The following is a 15,756-nucleotide window of genomic DNA, read 5'->3' on the forward strand; positions in this document are numbered from 1 at the left end:
GCTCGACTTGCATGTATTAGGCACGCCGCCAGCGTTCGTCCTGAGCCAGGATCAAACTCTCCGAAGAAATGTTTGACTTGCTCATTTGCTTTTTTGATAGTGTGTGCTCACTTAAAATTTAACGTTGGCGCTTTGTTTTGTTCAGTTTTCAAAGAGCAATTTGTTTGTCGCATCTCTTAGCGACTTTAATATCTTAACACCTTATCCCCACTTCGTCAATAACTTTTTTAAAAAAGTTTTTTTCATTCTTTTTCAAAAGCTATTACGTAGCAGCAACTTTTATAATATACCAGCGTACAAACCAATAGTCAATAGATTTTTTGAATATAATTCGCATTTAAATATCATGACTGGTTCCGCTTGGATAAATTCGTTTTTCCCCTCATATACATCAGGCATTCCTCCTCGGTGCTCACCCTTTTAAACAGCTTGAAAAGAATATTATATTTCTCGTTTATTGCCCTTTTGACTAAGTGATCGATTCTGTCATCTTGCAAATCGAATAGTATTTCATCCATCTCTCTTTTTAAAAGGTACTCTAATTCCATCTTTTCTTTGTCATTAATCAATAAACCGAGCATGGTTCACACCTCCATCAGACAGCTTTCCCCATTCCCGTCAATTTTATGAATTTCCAACGGATTTTTTTGCATAACAATAATCCTCGCGCATAAATTTGAAGACAAGAGTACTTTGGACAAGGGGATGGATTAATGAAATTTTTCATGGTGCTTCAGGCCAAGAACATTAAATATTATTCGTTGATTTTGCTTACGGCACTTTTTACCGCTTGGTTTCTTTTTGTACAAAACATTCTTCATGCCCCCGTTTTTTCTACAGAGGATGGGCCGAAGGCGGTTTATAAAGGGGAAAAGAATGTTGCGATCACGTTCAATATTGGCTGGGGTGATGAGAAAGCTGCCCCAATAATAGAGACATTAAAAAGAGAAAAAATTAAATCCGCCACTTTTTTCCTCGCGGGATCTTGGGCTGAACGTCATCCGGATATTGTAGCTGAAATTGTGAAAGAAGGATATGAAATCGGCATGCTTGGTTACGATTATAAAGATTATTCCGAAATGGAAGATCAAGAAATCATCCGGGATATTTCTAAAGCCCAGGAAGCATTTAAAAAACTTAATATAAAGAACATAGAACTTTTACGTGCTCCCACCGGCCACTTTGATAAACGCCTCTTAAAGATTAGCGAGAATTTCGGATATACCGTTGTCCATTGGAGCATCGATTCAAAGGATTGGACCAATCCAGGTGTGGATCGGATCGTTCAAAACATCACCAAGGCCCAAAAGGGAGATATCATCTTATTACATGCTTCAGACTCCGCAAAACAAACGAATAAGGCTTTACCGGAGTTACTAAGTGAACTTCGATCAAAAAATTTAAACTTCGTTAACGTTTCAGAGATGATTTCCAATTCATCGGCAAGCAGTGAGGAAATCCGCTGACTGAAAAAACTGCGTACTAATGGTCTCCAAAACCTTTAGTACGCAGTTTTTATGTTTTGATTTCCTTATGTATGGACCGCTTGCAAATAGGTTAGCTGCCTTTCCCTAGTTCACCGGCTTTCATCTTTCCTTTTGCCGGGGTTTGCTTACTCCCTCTTTTACTGGCCAATTCCCTTTGTGAATGCTGAATCAATTTGCTCAGAACCAATAATTGATAAGCATTGCAGGCTAACAACGGAAACAGCATGAAGTAAAACCAACTTTCATCATTGGCACTTAGGACAGGTATCCACTCCAAAACCGTGACCACGACCATGAAAAATAAGGCGGGTATGAACGACTGTTTATTCGATTGTTTCATTTTGAAATATGCTGTAATAAGCCCTGCGGCCAATACAACCAATGCTAACACGATGTAGGAACTGATCCCCTCGCCTGAACCAAAGCTGAGATATCGCAGGTAAACAAGATCGAATACAACAAAAAGAATGAGTACAAGTTGAACGGCATTCCATAAGGAAGCGCTTTTAAATATCCCCAGACCAAAACGATGTATCGTTAAATAGGCAAAAAAGCCGGCTTGGCTTATGACACTGAAAATTAATCCAACACCGAATAACCAAATAAAAGTTGATATGATGGCACTGACTTCAAAAGAAGAAAAATAAGGCTTAAACTCACTCCACCGAGCCAAGAACCCTACAACTCCGCCCGTTACACCACCTATAAGCAATGTTGTTAAAAACAATTTAACTAAGTTACGGCTGTTCATTGTTTTCCTCCATACATTTCTATTTCATTTCCTTAATTGTACCAACCAAATTTGGAAAAATCCACTTATTCCACTAAGGAATAATATCGCCGATTGGAACCATATTAACAGTAAGAAGGATGAAAGGGGCCCTGCGTATGAGAGGTGGAGTTGCTTTGCTTTTCATGTCATTCTTGCTCGTTTGTTCCGGTTGTGCCCAAAATGGAGCAGGCGCAGAAAAAATGGAGTATGAAGAGACAAAGAAAATGATTGTCGATATCTTGAAGACAGATGATGGAAAAAAAGCCATCCAGGATATCATTACTGATGATAAAACGAAAGCTGAACTTATTATGGATTCGGAAGACATTAAGAAATCCATTGAAGATATGGTCACTTCAGATAAAGGGAAGGAATTTTGGAAAAAAACATTTAATGACCCGGAATTTGCTTCCGCTTATGCTAAAGCATTGGAAGACGAACATAAAAAGGTATTGAAGGACTTAACTGCTGATCCTCAGTATCGTGGAATGCTCATGGAAATAATGAAAGAACCGGATATGGAAAAAGAAATGAATAAGTTATTAAAAACCAAGGAGATGCGGTCGGTCTATAAAGAGCTGATCATCGAAACCATGGAAAGTCCCCTCCTTCAAGCGAAAATGCAAGAGAAATTGGATAAAGCTGCCACTAAAGCGGTGGAGAAGGAGAAAAAGTAAAAAGAATGAAAAGAGGCTGATTCCAATCGGAATCAGCCTTCTTTTCATTGTAGTTTTTCAATGACCTTTTTGGCAATATCTTCGTAAATCCTGCCGAGTCTATGGTCCGCTGCGTAAATGGATGGAGCAAAGTCCTCTTCGTTCCAATCTGGCTGCTGCAAGGGAAGTTGGCCTAAAACTTCCGTACGAAGCTCTTCTGCAAGCTTCTTGCCGCCGCCTTTTCCGAATACGTACTCTTTTTCACCTGTCGTTTTACTTTCGAAGAATGACATATTCTCTATGACACCGATGACTTCGTGTTCTGTCTTGATGGCCATGGCACCAGCTCTTGCCGCAACGAAGGCTGCAGTCGGATGCGGTGTCGTAACGATGATTTCCTTACATGAAGGGAGCATCGTATGAACGTCCAAAGCAACATCTCCTGTACCCGGAGGTAAGTCAAGGACCAAATAATCCAATTCTCCCCATTCCACTTCATTAAAGAAACTGTTAAGCATTTTACCGAGCATCGGTCCTCTCCAGATGATCGGAGCGTTATCCTCTACAAAAAAGCCCATTGAGATAACTTGAACGCCAAACCGTTCTACAGGAATGATTTTTTCCCCGCGCACAACCGGTCTTTTTGTTATCCCCATCATATCAGGTACACTGAATCCATAAATATCGGCATCAACCAGTCCGACCTTTTTACCCAAACGAGCAAGTGAAGTAGCGAAATTCACTGAAATCGTGGATTTTCCCACACCGCCTTTACCACTGGCGATCGCGATGAATTGTGTTTTGCTGTTAGGCCCAAGCAAACCTTGGTCTGCTTCATCCTGAGGAATACTCTCACGATGCTTGGCTAACTCCTCGTCTGAAAGCTCCGCGAAACGAATACCTACCGATTCCGCTCCGTTCGTTTTCAGCAAGTCCACAACTTCCGATTGCATTTGCATTTGTTCGGCAGTCCCCGTTTTTGCAATCGCAAGTTTAACGCTTACATGATTCTTTTCAGGTTTGATTTTGATTTCTATAATTCCATTTGTCTCTTCAAGGCTTTTATGTAGAAAAGGGTCTTTAAGATCCTTTAATAAATTCAGTACTTTCTCTTCTGTTAACAAGTCGAGCACCCCTTTGAATTTTATTTTCCCATTTTTCAGTATAACATATTACTGTAAGAAAGCTTATTATCTGCCCCGCATGCGAAACCTGATGATTTCCCCATAATAAAAAGGCCTTGTACCTTACAAGACCCAGACATCACTCTTCATCCGATAGTTTTTCCTCTGTAAAGTACCGTAAAATACCCATATAAATCGAACTGGCAACCTTTTCTTGATATTTATCACTGATAAGGCGTTCCCTTTCCTCGGAATTGGAAAGAAAACCAATTTCCACAAGCGCTCCCGGTTTCTTGGCATAATTCAGCAAATACACATGGTTAATCGTTTTTGCATCACGCTTTGTATTTTCCAGGTTTCTTATGATTTCAGTCTGAATGAATTTTGCCACCTGTTCATTTTCCTCAAACCTGTTTGTATAAAAGGTCTGGGCACCTTTCGATGACGCTGATGGAAAAGAGTTCAAATGAATGCTTAAGAATAAGTCCGCTTCCGAATCATTGATCATTTCAACCCGATTCCGTAAGTCCTCCTGTTTTCGCTGGCGGATACCCTTTGTATTTCCCTGTGCCAAATCCTCGTCCTTCTCACGTGTCATGATGACAAGGGCACCTTGTTCCTGTAAATAGTCCCTGACCTTTAGTGAAACGGAAAGGGCAATTTCCTTTTCCATAACCTCTTGTACATTTGCCCCGCCGTCCATCCCTCCGTGACCTGCATCCAGAATGATGACCTTACCTGCCAGCGGAAGGTTCCAGGAGTCCCAAGAATCATCTTCAACAAATTTAAAAGTCACAATTAAAAAAAGGACAAATAATCCCATTGCGATCCCTGTATATTTCAGCTTTCTGCGCATGACCGTTCCCCCTCCATGGTCTCTCTACTAAAAAGTATGGGACAAACCATGAAATTAGAACAAGGAATGGGATTTTGGCCTTTCTAATGCAGTTTCATTTTATATCGTTTTTCTCCAGTCTTAAAGCCGTCCAGCCACCAATCCCCAACAAACCCTTCACAACAATAAAACAAACCTTCATCGAAAGCTTTATTCGCTGTAACTTCCCGCCAATACAAAATAAAGTTAAAAAGAGTATCGACCAAAAACTTCTCTTCCTTCCAGCACCTGGATCTCACATCTTCTTCCGACTCACCATAATAACCAAACTTACTATAGTTTGCTCCTAATAAATAAGCCTCTATGGCAACATCAAAATAGCCTTCCTCCAAAACATCCATCAAATCCTGGCCGAAGTAACGCTGAATCCTTCCCTTCATGTCCTCGATGGAAAGTTCCCTGAGCAGCCTACGTTCGAACTTCAATTGCCTTTCCCTTTGCATCTCCTGTAAACCTAATATCACAGCCATAATTCACCTCCGGGGCAATTCCCCATTTCCCAAAATTATTTCCCAAGACATAATTTAGTTTTAGCGTTCTATTTTGAACCATTCATTTATTCCATTGGCAAAAAATAATGAGGATAGGTTTGGCGGGTACTTGAAAAAGCATATCGATATGCAATATGATAAGAAACCTGTTAAAGTGCAGACTGCACAAGAAACTTAATGTTAGAAAACCTCGATTTTTCTCCACTAACACGCCACTCAGGCAGCCACCCGAGGCTGACCTTGCCGACTTGGGTCGCTCTCTGGGCATGTCCATTTGGACCTTCTTAAACTTGAGCCAGCCATCCTCCATGATAACTTCAGGCTTTGTGGTCTGTTAAGATAAAAAGGACATCCATGGTCAACGGATGTCCTCAAATGATATAACATTTTATAATAGCGAATTCTTTTAATACCCGTTCACTTAGTATGATGTCTTTTTCAACTTCCTGAGGATCAGAGCGCTGTACAACATCCAAAGTGGTGCAAATCAAAGTTAGAAATGGCTTCCTATTTTTGTTCCACTTTATATCTGTCCAGCTCTTTTCTTTAATCGGCCAGCAATCGGCACTACAATTATTCCAGCTATTACGACCTGCATCAAGTTTCCGGGGATGGAGCCAAATGGCTGTATCCAGTTACCATAAAGGATAACTTCGACAAAATAGTAGCCGACGATTTTAATAATCAATGCAACGGCAACGGCCATGGTGTATACCCATTCTCTTTTGCCCGGTACCTTTTCTGATATAAGGCCGGCTAGAAAGCCCATTGCTCCTACAATGACGAATGTAAACGGTGCCCATGCTGCCCAACCAGAGAAAAGATCGAAGAAGGCCATACCGAAGGCGCCTGCTATCGCTCCTGTTTTTTTGCCATAAACGAAAGCAGCTATAAAAAGGGGGACGTTACCTAGATGGATCAGGCCGCCGTTACCCATTATCGGGAGCTTGATGTTGATGAACATTGTCGCTACAAGAGTTAATGCAATGAATAGCGCATTGATGACCAAGGTTTTTGTTTTAGTTGTTTCAATCGGTGAGTATGTTGAATTCATATGAAGTCCTCTCTCTTTTTTAGTATTATCATACTCCTAAACAGGAACTTAATAAATATGGATTTTACAAAAAATTCTGAATTACATAAATAAACTCACATGTAAATAAATAGGGCATGACTATCACCAACATCTGAAGCCCCCTCACCGCTGCGTTCCATTTACATTTAGTCTGGAAGACTGGGATGGATGGAATGATATGGCCATATTTTCTTCCGGGCATATAAACGATATGATGAAATCCCAAGTTCATTCAAACGTTTTGGAATCATTGCACTCTGTACATTGAATAAATTTGGTTGGCCATATAATCCGAACTAAAATGAAGCCCCTTTCTTAACCACCATATTATAATGCCTACCAATGAGGCCGTTTTAATATTAATGTCAACATAATCAGCAGGCAAATCCTTTTTGGTGTTCTTCCTTCTTATTTCTACTAATTGCTTCAATAATGAAAACAATTGTTCCTCAAATTTATTCGTCTTAAATAAAATAAGTAAATAATTTCGATGGATATATAAATAATCAAGTAATTGAGTAAGCTGTTGTTTTTCTGATAAATCTTTCGCATGTATCAAAGCAAAAATTTTATCAGAAAGCTCCTTTAAAATCTCATTGGTGATTTGCGTTAGTAAATCTTGAATATCCTGATAATGTAGGTAAAATGTTGTTCGGTTTAATCCTGCTTTGGCTGCGATTTTCTGGACCGTTAAATTTGAAATGGCAGGGTCCTCAGATAAGAGAGCAATGACAGCGTTTTTAAACATTTCTCTTGACCGAATTGTACGAGGATCTTCTTTAATAGACATTTTTAACTCCTTTATAGATTTTCTTTGACTTTCTCAACAGCATATATTCCTATGTCGATTAGTGAACATTTTCAAGAAAACTGTTCATGGTAAGCAACATATATTTTTGTTACCATCGATTTTATCGACACGATGTTGAGAATGCAAGTCAAAAATAAAGGAGTTAACGAATGAAAAATGATATTTCAGAAAGAAATAAAAAAATTTTATTAATTGTACTGATTGCCGGCTGTTTCTTATCGACATTAAATCAGACTTTATTAAATGTTGCATTGAGTGGTTTAATGGACGTATTTCATGTTACGGCCGCGACTGTACAATGGTTATCGACAGGATTTATGCTGGTGAACGGTGTTTTAGTGCCGATTACGGCTTTTTTAATGAAACGGTTTACAACAAGGCAGCTATTTATTAGCTCGATGTTCTTTTTGTTAATCGGATCTGCACTTTCTGCATGCGCGGTGAATTTTGGCATGCTGTTAACGGGAAGAATGATTCAAGCAATTGGTGCCGGGATTATAATGCCTCTTATGATGACAGTTATTTTATATTTATATCCTAGCGAAAAGCGTGGAAGCATCATGGGGACAATCGGATTTGCGATAATATTTGCTCCAGCCATAGCTCCTACATTATCTGGTTTTATCATTGAATATGTTTCATGGAGATGGTTATTTATTGGGTTAACCCCATTTATAATAATCGTCATTGTTCTAGCGTTCAAATATTTAATGAATGTTGCAGAGACAACAAAAGCAAAATTAGATATCTCTAGCGTCATTTTATCAACGATTGGTTTTGGCTGCATATTATTTGGGTTTAGCAGCGCAGGAAGCAAAGGATGGGATAATCCCGTTATCATCACTGCAATAATCGCCGGAATAATCGTGACGGCTCTATTCTGTTTACGTCAAATGAAATCCAGCGATCCATTATTGAATTTATCTGTATTTAAGTACAAAGTTTTCACGCTCACATCTTTCATCAATGTACTAATTACGATGATTATGTATGCGGATTTAATTCTTTTACCAATTTACTTGCAAAATGGCCGAGGTTTTACAGCATTTGAAGCAGGTTTACTGTTATTGCCTGGAGCTGTGATTAATGCCTTCTTGTCCCCTGTCACTGGTAAAATGTATGATAAACACGGTGCTAAACCACTCTTTATTTCAGGTTTAATATTAATCATTGTTTCGATGTGGGGAGTCATAGATATAAACGAATCCACAACCTATATCTATATAATGGTCCGTACCATTATATTACGAATTGGATTAAGCTTCATTACCATGCCTTTAAATACAGCAGGGCTGAATGCTTTACCAAGAGAATTGGGTTCCCATGGTTCAGCTGTAAATAATACCATTCGCCAATTGTCAGGTGCTATTGGAACAGCAGTTGTCATCACAGTGTATACAATGCAAGCAACTTCACATGCCTCTGAGCTATCCATGCAAAATGAAAACATTTCAGCAATACAACTAGAGGCATTAGCATCTATCTTCGGCTCAAGTGATGCCTATGTTTTTATGTTAATCCTATCTTTTGTGGCGTTAATTTTTGCATGCTTTATGCCGAAAAAAGCCGCAATTAAAAAAAGTGAAAGTGAATAACTTAAATAAAATCGATAACAATAGGATTTTTTAAATAAAGCATATCCCGATATCCCGGGTATGCTTTATTATTTTTAAAATATAAGTCCATGGAGCCTGATGTGTTCATAATCGGACAAAAAAAGACTCCCAACCAAAGTGGTTGGGAGTCTTTGAAACGGTAATAGAATTAACGTTTTGAGAACTGAGGTGCACGACGTGCGCCTTTAAGACCGTATTTTTTACGTTCTTTCATACGTGGGTCACGAGTTAGTAAACCAGCAGTTTTAAGAGATGGACGGTATTCTGGATCAACTTGTAGCAATGCACGAGCGATACCGTGACGGATTGCTCCAGCTTGACCAGTGTATCCACCACCGCTAACGTTTACTAGAACGTCGTAATTTCCAGTAGTTTCTGTTGCAACTAGTGGTTGGTTAACAACTTCACGTAATGCTGCGAAAGGAATATATTCATTGATGTCACGACCGTTAATAACGATGCGACCTTCGCCTGGTACTAAACGTACACGAGCTACTGAGCTCTTACGGCGACCAGTACCATAATATTGAACTTGTGCCAAGATAGTAACCTCCTTAGTAATTATCCGCGTAATTCGTATACTTCTGGTTGTTGAGCAGCGTGTGGGTGCTCAGCTCCAGCGTATACGTGTAATTTTTTGTAGATTTGACGACCAAGAGAATTCTTTGGAAGCATACCTTTGATAGCAAGTTCAAGCATTCTCTCAGGGTAGTTTGTACGCATTTCAAGAGCAGTTCTAGTTTTAAGACCGCCTGGATGCATAGTGTGACGGTAATAAATTTTGTCTGTCAATTTTTTACCAGTCAAGTGGATTTTTTCAACATTGATAAGAATTACATGATCACCAGTGTCAATGTTCGGTGTAAAAGTTGGTTTATGTTTACCACGTAAGATGGATGCTACTTCAGTAGAAAGGCGACCTAAAGTTTTGCCTTCAGCGTCAATCACATACCATTTACGTTCTACTTCATTAGCTTTCGCCATAAATGTCGTACGCATGGTTAACCTCCTAAAAAACTTTTTAATTTTTTATATTTATTTTCAATCACAATAAACTTCCGGGGCTTATCGTGGGATTAAAATACATACCATATTATATTAACTTCTCCCAGATTCATTGTCAAGGGAATGTTACACTAGGATAAGTTGTCTATAAAACACTCTCTGCAACTCCAGGAAAAGATCAGTATAGCGCCAAACCGCTCCATTACTGATTTCATTCCGTTTCCCGGTTGTAAAAAAACTGGTATCACTTCGAAAAAATTTATTTGTAAAATACTTTCCATAAATATAATCCTTGGGCAGGCGCAGTTTTCCCTGCAAAACTGCGGTCCTTTTTGTCCAAAATCCCGCTCATGTCACAGGGTGACATTTTGCCGCTGCCGACATCCAGGAGCGTCCCAACCAAGATACGGACCATATTATACAAAAATCCTTCGCCAACGAAGCGGAAAACCATGAATCCGTCGCTCTCTTCAAAATCCATTTCTTTTATGGTTCGAACTTTATCGACCACTTCCGTTTTTGCCGAACAAAAACTTGTAAAGTCATGTGTCCCTATCAAATAGGAGATTGCTTCCCTCATCGCCTCCCCATCTAATGGGTAGGGATAATGATAGGCGTAATTTCTTTGAAACGGGTCCCGTAGTTTCGAACGGGCGATGATATAACGGTACTCTTTCCCCGTCGTATGGAACCTCGCATGAAAATCGTCAGGCACGATATCGACTTCCAGAACGATGATATCGGTCGGAAGAAGGGCACTGAAGGCCTTTACCCAATTTTCAGTAGGGAATGTAAGCGGCGATTCAAAGTGAAGTACTTGCCCCTTTGCATGGACCCCTGAGTCTGTCCTGCCTGAAGCAGTCACTTTTATGATTGTGCCTTTATGCATTTGGGCCAAGACTGCCTCGAATTCACTTTGTATGGTGCGTTTCTCTGGCTGCACCTGATAACCAGCAAAATCCGTGCCGTCATAAGCGATCACACATTTATATTTTGGCATAGTTCTCTTCCTTATTATGAACGTAATAAAAATAACATGACCGTTAGAACGCCTATTGAGACCATCAAAAGACTATCACTCGTCTTCCAGTCCAATTGGCGATATTTCGTGCGGCCTTCCCCGCCACGGTATCCTCTTGACTCCATGGCAGTTGCCAATTCCTCCGCCCGTTTGAATGAACTGACAAATAAAGGAACAAGCAGCGGTACAATCGATTTAACCCTGTCCTTTATCGGGCCAGATGAAAAATCAACTCCCCTTGCAGTTTGGGCCTTCATGATTTTTTCCGTTTCCTCCATTAGCGTTGGAATGAATCGAAGGGCAATTGACATCATCAATGCCAGTTCATGTACAGGCATCTTCCACTTCTTCAAGGGTCCCAACAGCTCTTCCATTCCGTCTGTAATGGATATCGGGGATGTCGTCAAAGTTAAAAGTGACGTAACAAGGATTAGTAAAGTAAATCTAACGGATATGAAAAAACCTTGAATCAGACCGCCTTCATAGATTTCAAACCAACCGTATTCAAAAAGCAATTCCCCTTCTTTCGTAAAAAATATATGGAGAAGGAATGTGAATACGATCAAGAAAAAGATTGGTTTTAACCCATTATAAAGATAACGAAGCGGTATTTTGGAAAGGCTGATCAAAAGGATGGTGAATACAGCAAGCAACCCGTAAGAAACGACATTATTCGCCAAAAAGACGACACAAACAAACAGGAACACGAGGAGCAATTTAGCCCTTGGGTCCATCTTGTGCATCAGTGAATTTGCAGGGACATAACGCCCGATAATCATTTTATCCAGCATCAGCGGTTCCCCCTTTTCATGGCTTTATCTATTTCTATCGCTAAATCACTGATATTAAGACACGGATGATCAAATCGAACACCAAGTTCCTTCTGGAGCTTCAGCTGAAAACGGACCGTATCAGGAACATCCAGGCCAAGCTCCATTAATTGTTCCGGCTCCGAGAAAATTTCCTGGGGGGTTCCTTTTTGGAACACCGTACCCTTGTGCATGATAATGATGTCATCCGCGTACTTGGCTGCATCCTCCATGCTATGTGTTACAAGAATCGTTGAAATGCCCCTTGCTTTATGCAAATCATAAAACATATCCATGATTTCTTTGCGTCCTCGCGGATCCAGTCCCGCTGTGGGCTCATCAAGCACCAATACTTCAGGTTCCATGGCAAGTACCCCAGCAATGGCCACCCGTCGCATTTGTCCGCCGGATAAGTCGAATGGAGATTTTTCAAGAATTTCCTCATTCAATCCGACTTGCGCGATGGCCTTCCTGGCCAGTTTCTTAGCATCGATTTCAGAAACGCCAAAATTCATTGGTCCGAAACATATATCCTTTTCAACCGTTTCATCAAATAACTGATGTTCAGGAAACTGAAAAACTATTCCGACCTTTTGTCTTATTGGCCGCAAAGCCTTTTCTTTTCTTCCGGCTTCAATCGTCCGATCCCCAATGAAAACACGACCCTTCGTCGGTTTTAAAAGAGCATTCAAATGCTGCAGTAGCGTGGATTTCCCGGACCCTGTATGCCCGATGATTGCGGTATAGGTTCCCGGCTCCATTGAGATATTGACATCATGAAGGGCTAGATGTTCAAAAGGAGTATTCACCTGATAGCGGTATTCTACATCATCGAGTGTAATTCGCATAAATCCTTCACCAACTCTTCCTCTGTCAAATGCCCATCAACTACACGAACACCATTTTTTTGTAACTCCTTGGTTAGTTTCACTGAAAAGGGAATATCCAGACCAAGGGCAATCAATTCTTCCTCTAACTCAAAAATATCCTGAGGCGGTCCTTCACGATATAACCGACCTTGGTTCATGACTATCATTCGATCAGCTTTGGCAGCTTCCTCAAGGTCATGGGTGATTGATATGACAGTGATCTCGTTTTCCTGTTTCAATTCCCTAACTGTTTCAAGCACTTCTTCACGGCCTCTTGGGTCAAGCATGGAGGTTGCTTCATCTAAGATGATTATGTCTGGCTGCAGGGCTATTACACCTGCTATGGCCACTCTTTGCTTTTGACCGCCGGATAGATGGTGCGGCTCTTGATTAAGAAAGGCATTCATTTTAACCTTATTTAACGCACCATGAACACGCTCCACCATAACCTGCTGAGAAACACCGGCGTTTTCTAAACCAAAAGCCACATCATCCTGAACTGTAGTGCCTACAAATTGATTATCTGGGTTTTGAAAGACCATGCCAATTTTCTGGCGAACATCCCAAACGGATTCTTCTGTCAAAAGTTGATCATTAATCGTAATGGTACCTGAGTTAGCGAACTGAAGACCATTCAGTAACTTTGCTAATGTCGACTTGCCAGAGCCATTATGTCCGACAATCGCAAGCCACTCCCCCTGATGAATATCAAAAGAAACATCATCCAAGGCGTTTCGAGACTGACCCTCATATTTAAAAACAATATTATTTAAAGAAACCAGCTTCTTCATTATGTGGCCCTCCTCATCCTCGACTGCACTCGTCTAAACTAAACTCTGCTCAATCAATATACAGTAGTTTTTCTTTCTGAAAATATAAAAAAACGCTGCACCCCTTCCACCGAAAGAATTTTCGGTAAATTAAGAGCAGCTAACAGCGGGCCTGTTACGAAAAACAGGTTATCTTATAATCGCTTATCAAAAGCGGGAAGGGATGCTTGAGCTAGACGTGAAGGCTCCCTGCATAATACAGGTTCCGCCAGCCATCGTAACACTCAATGCGAATTTCTAGATGACAGAATTTCTATTAAAAAAAAAGAAAAAGGGCATAGAACAAGTGAGTATATTCATTTGTCCCGCCCTTTTTCATCGTTGTTATTAAACTAATTCAATAACCACGACTGGTGCACCGTCACCGCGGCGTGGACCAACTTTCATGATACGAGTGTATCCACCTTGACGTTCTTCATAACGTGGAGCCACGTCACTGAATAGTTTTTGAAGGGCATCTGTGCCATTCTCAGCGTCAGCGATTTCGTTACGGATGAAAGATGCAGCTTGACGGCGTGCATGCAAGTCACCACGTTTACCAAGAGTGATCATTTTATCTACTACAGAACGTAATTCTTTTGCACGTGCTTCAGTAGTTTCAATGCGCTCATGGATAATAAGATCCGTAGCTAAATCACGAAGTAATGCTTTACGTTGTGCGCTAGTGCGTCCTAACTTTCTGTAACCCATTAGAGATTCCCTCCTTTGTTGAAGTTCTATATTGTGTGTCTATAACAAGGCTCACAACATAATGGATTGATCCGCCATGTTATCAGTCGTCTTTACGAAGACCTAAGCCTAATTCTTCTAGTTTCGCTTTCACTTCTTCAAGTGATTTACGTCCTAGATTACGTACTTTCATCATATCTTCTTCCGTTTTATGAGCTAGCTCTTGAACGGTATTGATTCCGGCACGTTTCAAGCAGTTGTAAGAACGAACAGAAAGGTCTAATTCTTCGATCGTCATCTCAAGAACTTTTTCTTTTTGATCTTCTTCTTTTTCAACCATGATTTCAGCATTTTGAGCTTCATCGGTTAAACCAACAAAGATATTTAAATGCTCTGTTAAAATCTTAGCTCCAAGTGCTACCGCTTCTTGCGGACCAGTACTGCCATCAGTCCAAACATCGAACGTTAACTTGTCAAAGTTAGACAACTGTCCAACACGTGTATTTTCAACTTGGAAAGATACGCGTGAAACTGGAGTGTAAAGAGCATCAATTGGAATTACACCAATTGGCTGGTCTTCTCTCTTGTTTTGAACAGCAGGAGTGTAGCCGCGGCCGCGACGTGCAGATAAACGCATACGCATATGACCGTTTTTACCAATTGTAGCAATATATAAATCCGGATTAAGAATTTCTACATCACTATCATGAGTGATATCAGCAGCCGTGATGACTCCGTCACCCTGAACGTCAATTTCCAGCGTCTTCTCTTCATCAGAGTAAATCTTAAGAGCTAGTTTTTTCACATTAAGAATGATAGATGTTACATCTTCCACGACGCCTTCAATTGTTGAGAACTCATGTAGCACTCCATCAATTTGTATAGCTGTGACAGCAGCACCTGGGAGTGAGGATAAAAGGATACGACGTAAGGAGTTACCCAATGTAGTACCATACCCACGCTCTAGTGGCTCTACGACGAATTTACCGTATTTGGTATCGTCGTTGATTTCAACCGTTTCGATTTTTGGTTTTTCTATTTCGATCATCAATAAACCCTCCTTCAAAACGTCAAAACCCCGGCAAGTAAACGAAGTCACTTAAACCGAAATTCCCCATGTATACGTTCCCGCTGTGCGCAACAACTGAAAATTAATCCTCTGTAAGAACGCAAACTCAGTATTATATCCCATTATTGACAGGAATACAAAATCTATACAGAAAAATTAAACACGGCGACGTTTTGGTGGACGGCATCCGTTATGTGGAACTGGAGTTACATCTTTAATTGCAGTTACTTCTAGGCCAGCAGCTTGAAGTGCACGAATAGCAGCCTCACGTCCAGCACCAGGTCCTTTAACTGTAACTTCAAGAGTTTTCATACCATGTTCAATTGATGTTTTAGCAGCTGTTTCAGCAGCCATTTGTGCAGCGAATGGAGTGGATTTACGAGATCCACGGAATCCTAAAGCTCCAGCACTTGACCAAGAAATAGCATTACCATGAGAGTCAGTGATCGTAACGATAGTGTTATTGAATGTTGAACGAATATGAGCAATACCAGTTTCTATATTCTTTTTCACACGACGTTTACGTGTATTAGTTTTACGTGCCATGAAAAGTAACC

The 15,756-nt window shown here is 40.4% G+C and carries 19 protein-coding genes and 1 rRNA gene; 3 read left to right on the forward strand and 17 right to left on the reverse strand.

Annotated features, from left to right (window positions below; all coding sequences use genetic code 11):
* Positions 1–67: ribosomal RNA gene (locus ACQKFG_RS25815) — 16S ribosomal RNA — on the reverse strand; the annotation flags it as partial.
* A 277-nt stretch (positions 68–344) separates the two neighbouring features.
* Positions 345–581, reverse strand: a complete 237-nt coding sequence (locus tag ACQKFG_RS25820; protein WP_192207459.1) for a hypothetical protein — start codon at positions 579–581, stop codon at positions 345–347.
* A 132-nt stretch (positions 582–713) separates the two neighbouring features.
* Here ACQKFG_RS25820 and pdaB point away from each other — a divergent pair, with 132 nt between their 5' ends.
* Positions 714–1,466: a polysaccharide deacetylase family sporulation protein PdaB gene (gene pdaB, locus ACQKFG_RS25825; RefSeq protein WP_342614897.1), complete on the forward strand. Its 753-nt coding sequence runs from the start codon at positions 714–716 to the stop codon at positions 1,464–1,466.
* A gap of 91 nt (positions 1,467–1,557) precedes the next feature.
* On the opposite strand, the gene ACQKFG_RS25830 is transcribed toward pdaB, so the two are convergent.
* The gene (locus tag ACQKFG_RS25830; protein ID WP_342614896.1) at positions 1,558–2,238 is read right to left on the reverse strand and encodes a KinB-signaling pathway activation protein; all 681 of its coding nucleotides are present in this window, start codon (positions 2,236–2,238) and stop codon (positions 1,558–1,560) included.
* Positions 2,239–2,375: 137 nt separating this feature from the next.
* On the opposite strand from ACQKFG_RS25830, the gene gerD reads away from it, so the two are divergent.
* Positions 2,376–2,936 carry a spore germination lipoprotein GerD gene (gene gerD / locus ACQKFG_RS25835; protein ID WP_192207456.1) on the forward strand — a complete coding sequence of 187 codons (561 nt, stop codon included), beginning with the start codon at positions 2,376–2,378 and terminating at the stop codon, positions 2,934–2,936.
* Between the two features lie 44 nt (positions 2,937–2,980).
* Here the strand turns inward: gerD and ACQKFG_RS25840 are convergent, their stop codons facing one another.
* The 5 genes from ACQKFG_RS25840 to ACQKFG_RS25860 form a co-directional block, all read right to left on the reverse strand.
* Positions 2,981–4,039 (reverse strand): P-loop NTPase, encoded by a 1,059-nt coding sequence (locus ACQKFG_RS25840; protein WP_427563932.1) that lies wholly within the window; start codon positions 4,037–4,039, stop codon positions 2,981–2,983.
* 139 nt (positions 4,040–4,178) lie between these two features.
* The gene (cwlD, locus tag ACQKFG_RS25845; RefSeq protein WP_349730521.1) at positions 4,179–4,895 is read right to left on the reverse strand and encodes an N-acetylmuramoyl-L-alanine amidase CwlD; all 717 of its coding nucleotides are present in this window, start codon (positions 4,893–4,895) and stop codon (positions 4,179–4,181) included.
* A gap of 83 nt (positions 4,896–4,978) precedes the next feature.
* On the reverse strand, positions 4,979–5,404 hold the full coding sequence (locus ACQKFG_RS25850) for a DUF2521 family protein (RefSeq protein ID WP_192207453.1): 426 nt from the start codon (positions 5,402–5,404) through the stop codon (positions 4,979–4,981).
* 544 nt (positions 5,405–5,948) lie between these two features.
* A complete protein-coding gene (locus ACQKFG_RS25855) occupies positions 5,949–6,479 on the reverse strand; it encodes an ECF transporter S component (protein ID WP_427563934.1) in 531 nt (176 codons plus the stop codon).
* Between the two features lie 268 nt (positions 6,480–6,747).
* On the reverse strand, positions 6,748–7,290 hold the full coding sequence (locus ACQKFG_RS25860) for a TetR/AcrR family transcriptional regulator (RefSeq protein WP_427563936.1): 543 nt from the start codon (positions 7,288–7,290) through the stop codon (positions 6,748–6,750).
* A gap of 170 nt (positions 7,291–7,460) precedes the next feature.
* On the opposite strand from ACQKFG_RS25860, the gene ACQKFG_RS25865 reads away from it, so the two are divergent.
* Positions 7,461–8,906 (forward strand): DHA2 family efflux MFS transporter permease subunit, encoded by a 1,446-nt coding sequence (locus ACQKFG_RS25865; protein WP_342614894.1) that lies wholly within the window; start codon positions 7,461–7,463, stop codon positions 8,904–8,906.
* Positions 8,907–9,075: 169 nt separating this feature from the next.
* On the opposite strand, the gene rpsI is transcribed toward ACQKFG_RS25865, so the two are convergent.
* The 9 genes from rpsI to rpsK form a co-directional block, all read right to left on the reverse strand.
* Positions 9,076–9,468: a 30S ribosomal protein S9 gene (gene rpsI / locus ACQKFG_RS25870; RefSeq protein WP_034304957.1), complete on the reverse strand. Its 393-nt coding sequence runs from the start codon at positions 9,466–9,468 to the stop codon at positions 9,076–9,078.
* A 20-nt stretch (positions 9,469–9,488) separates the two neighbouring features.
* Positions 9,489–9,926 (reverse strand): 50S ribosomal protein L13, encoded by a 438-nt coding sequence (gene rplM / locus ACQKFG_RS25875; RefSeq protein WP_034304960.1) that lies wholly within the window; start codon positions 9,924–9,926, stop codon positions 9,489–9,491.
* Positions 9,927–10,191: 265 nt separating this feature from the next.
* Positions 10,192–10,932 carry a tRNA pseudouridine(38-40) synthase TruA gene (gene truA / locus ACQKFG_RS25880; RefSeq protein WP_192207450.1) on the reverse strand — a complete coding sequence of 247 codons (741 nt, stop codon included), beginning with the start codon at positions 10,930–10,932 and terminating at the stop codon, positions 10,192–10,194.
* 14 nt (positions 10,933–10,946) lie between these two features.
* A complete protein-coding gene (locus ACQKFG_RS25885) occupies positions 10,947–11,744 on the reverse strand; it encodes an energy-coupling factor transporter transmembrane component T family protein (RefSeq protein ID WP_192207449.1) in 798 nt (265 codons plus the stop codon).
* Positions 11,744–12,610: an energy-coupling factor ABC transporter ATP-binding protein gene (locus ACQKFG_RS25890; protein WP_192207448.1), complete on the reverse strand. Its 867-nt coding sequence runs from the start codon at positions 12,608–12,610 to the stop codon at positions 11,744–11,746. Before ACQKFG_RS25890 ends, ACQKFG_RS25885 begins: the two co-directional genes overlap by 1 nt.
* Positions 12,586–13,425 carry an energy-coupling factor ABC transporter ATP-binding protein gene (locus ACQKFG_RS25895; RefSeq protein WP_192208116.1) on the reverse strand — a complete coding sequence of 280 codons (840 nt, stop codon included), beginning with the start codon at positions 13,423–13,425 and terminating at the stop codon, positions 12,586–12,588. Before ACQKFG_RS25895 ends, ACQKFG_RS25890 begins: the two co-directional genes overlap by 25 nt.
* Before the next feature lie 363 nt (positions 13,426–13,788).
* Positions 13,789–14,151 (reverse strand): 50S ribosomal protein L17, encoded by a 363-nt coding sequence (rplQ, locus tag ACQKFG_RS25900; RefSeq protein ID WP_034304973.1) that lies wholly within the window; start codon positions 14,149–14,151, stop codon positions 13,789–13,791.
* A gap of 82 nt (positions 14,152–14,233) precedes the next feature.
* A complete protein-coding gene (locus ACQKFG_RS25905; RefSeq protein WP_034304976.1) occupies positions 14,234–15,178 on the reverse strand; it encodes a DNA-directed RNA polymerase subunit alpha in 945 nt (314 codons plus the stop codon).
* Between the two features lie 177 nt (positions 15,179–15,355).
* On the reverse strand, positions 15,356–15,745 hold the full coding sequence (rpsK, locus tag ACQKFG_RS25910) for a 30S ribosomal protein S11 (protein WP_028390438.1): 390 nt from the start codon (positions 15,743–15,745) through the stop codon (positions 15,356–15,358).
* Positions 15,746–15,756 lie beyond the last annotated feature (11 nt).

Origin of the sequence: Peribacillus sp. NPDC076916 (assembly GCF_050269675.1) — a bacterium.
GTDB classification, from domain to species: Bacteria; Bacillota; Bacilli; order Bacillales; family DSM-1321; genus Peribacillus; species Peribacillus aracenensis.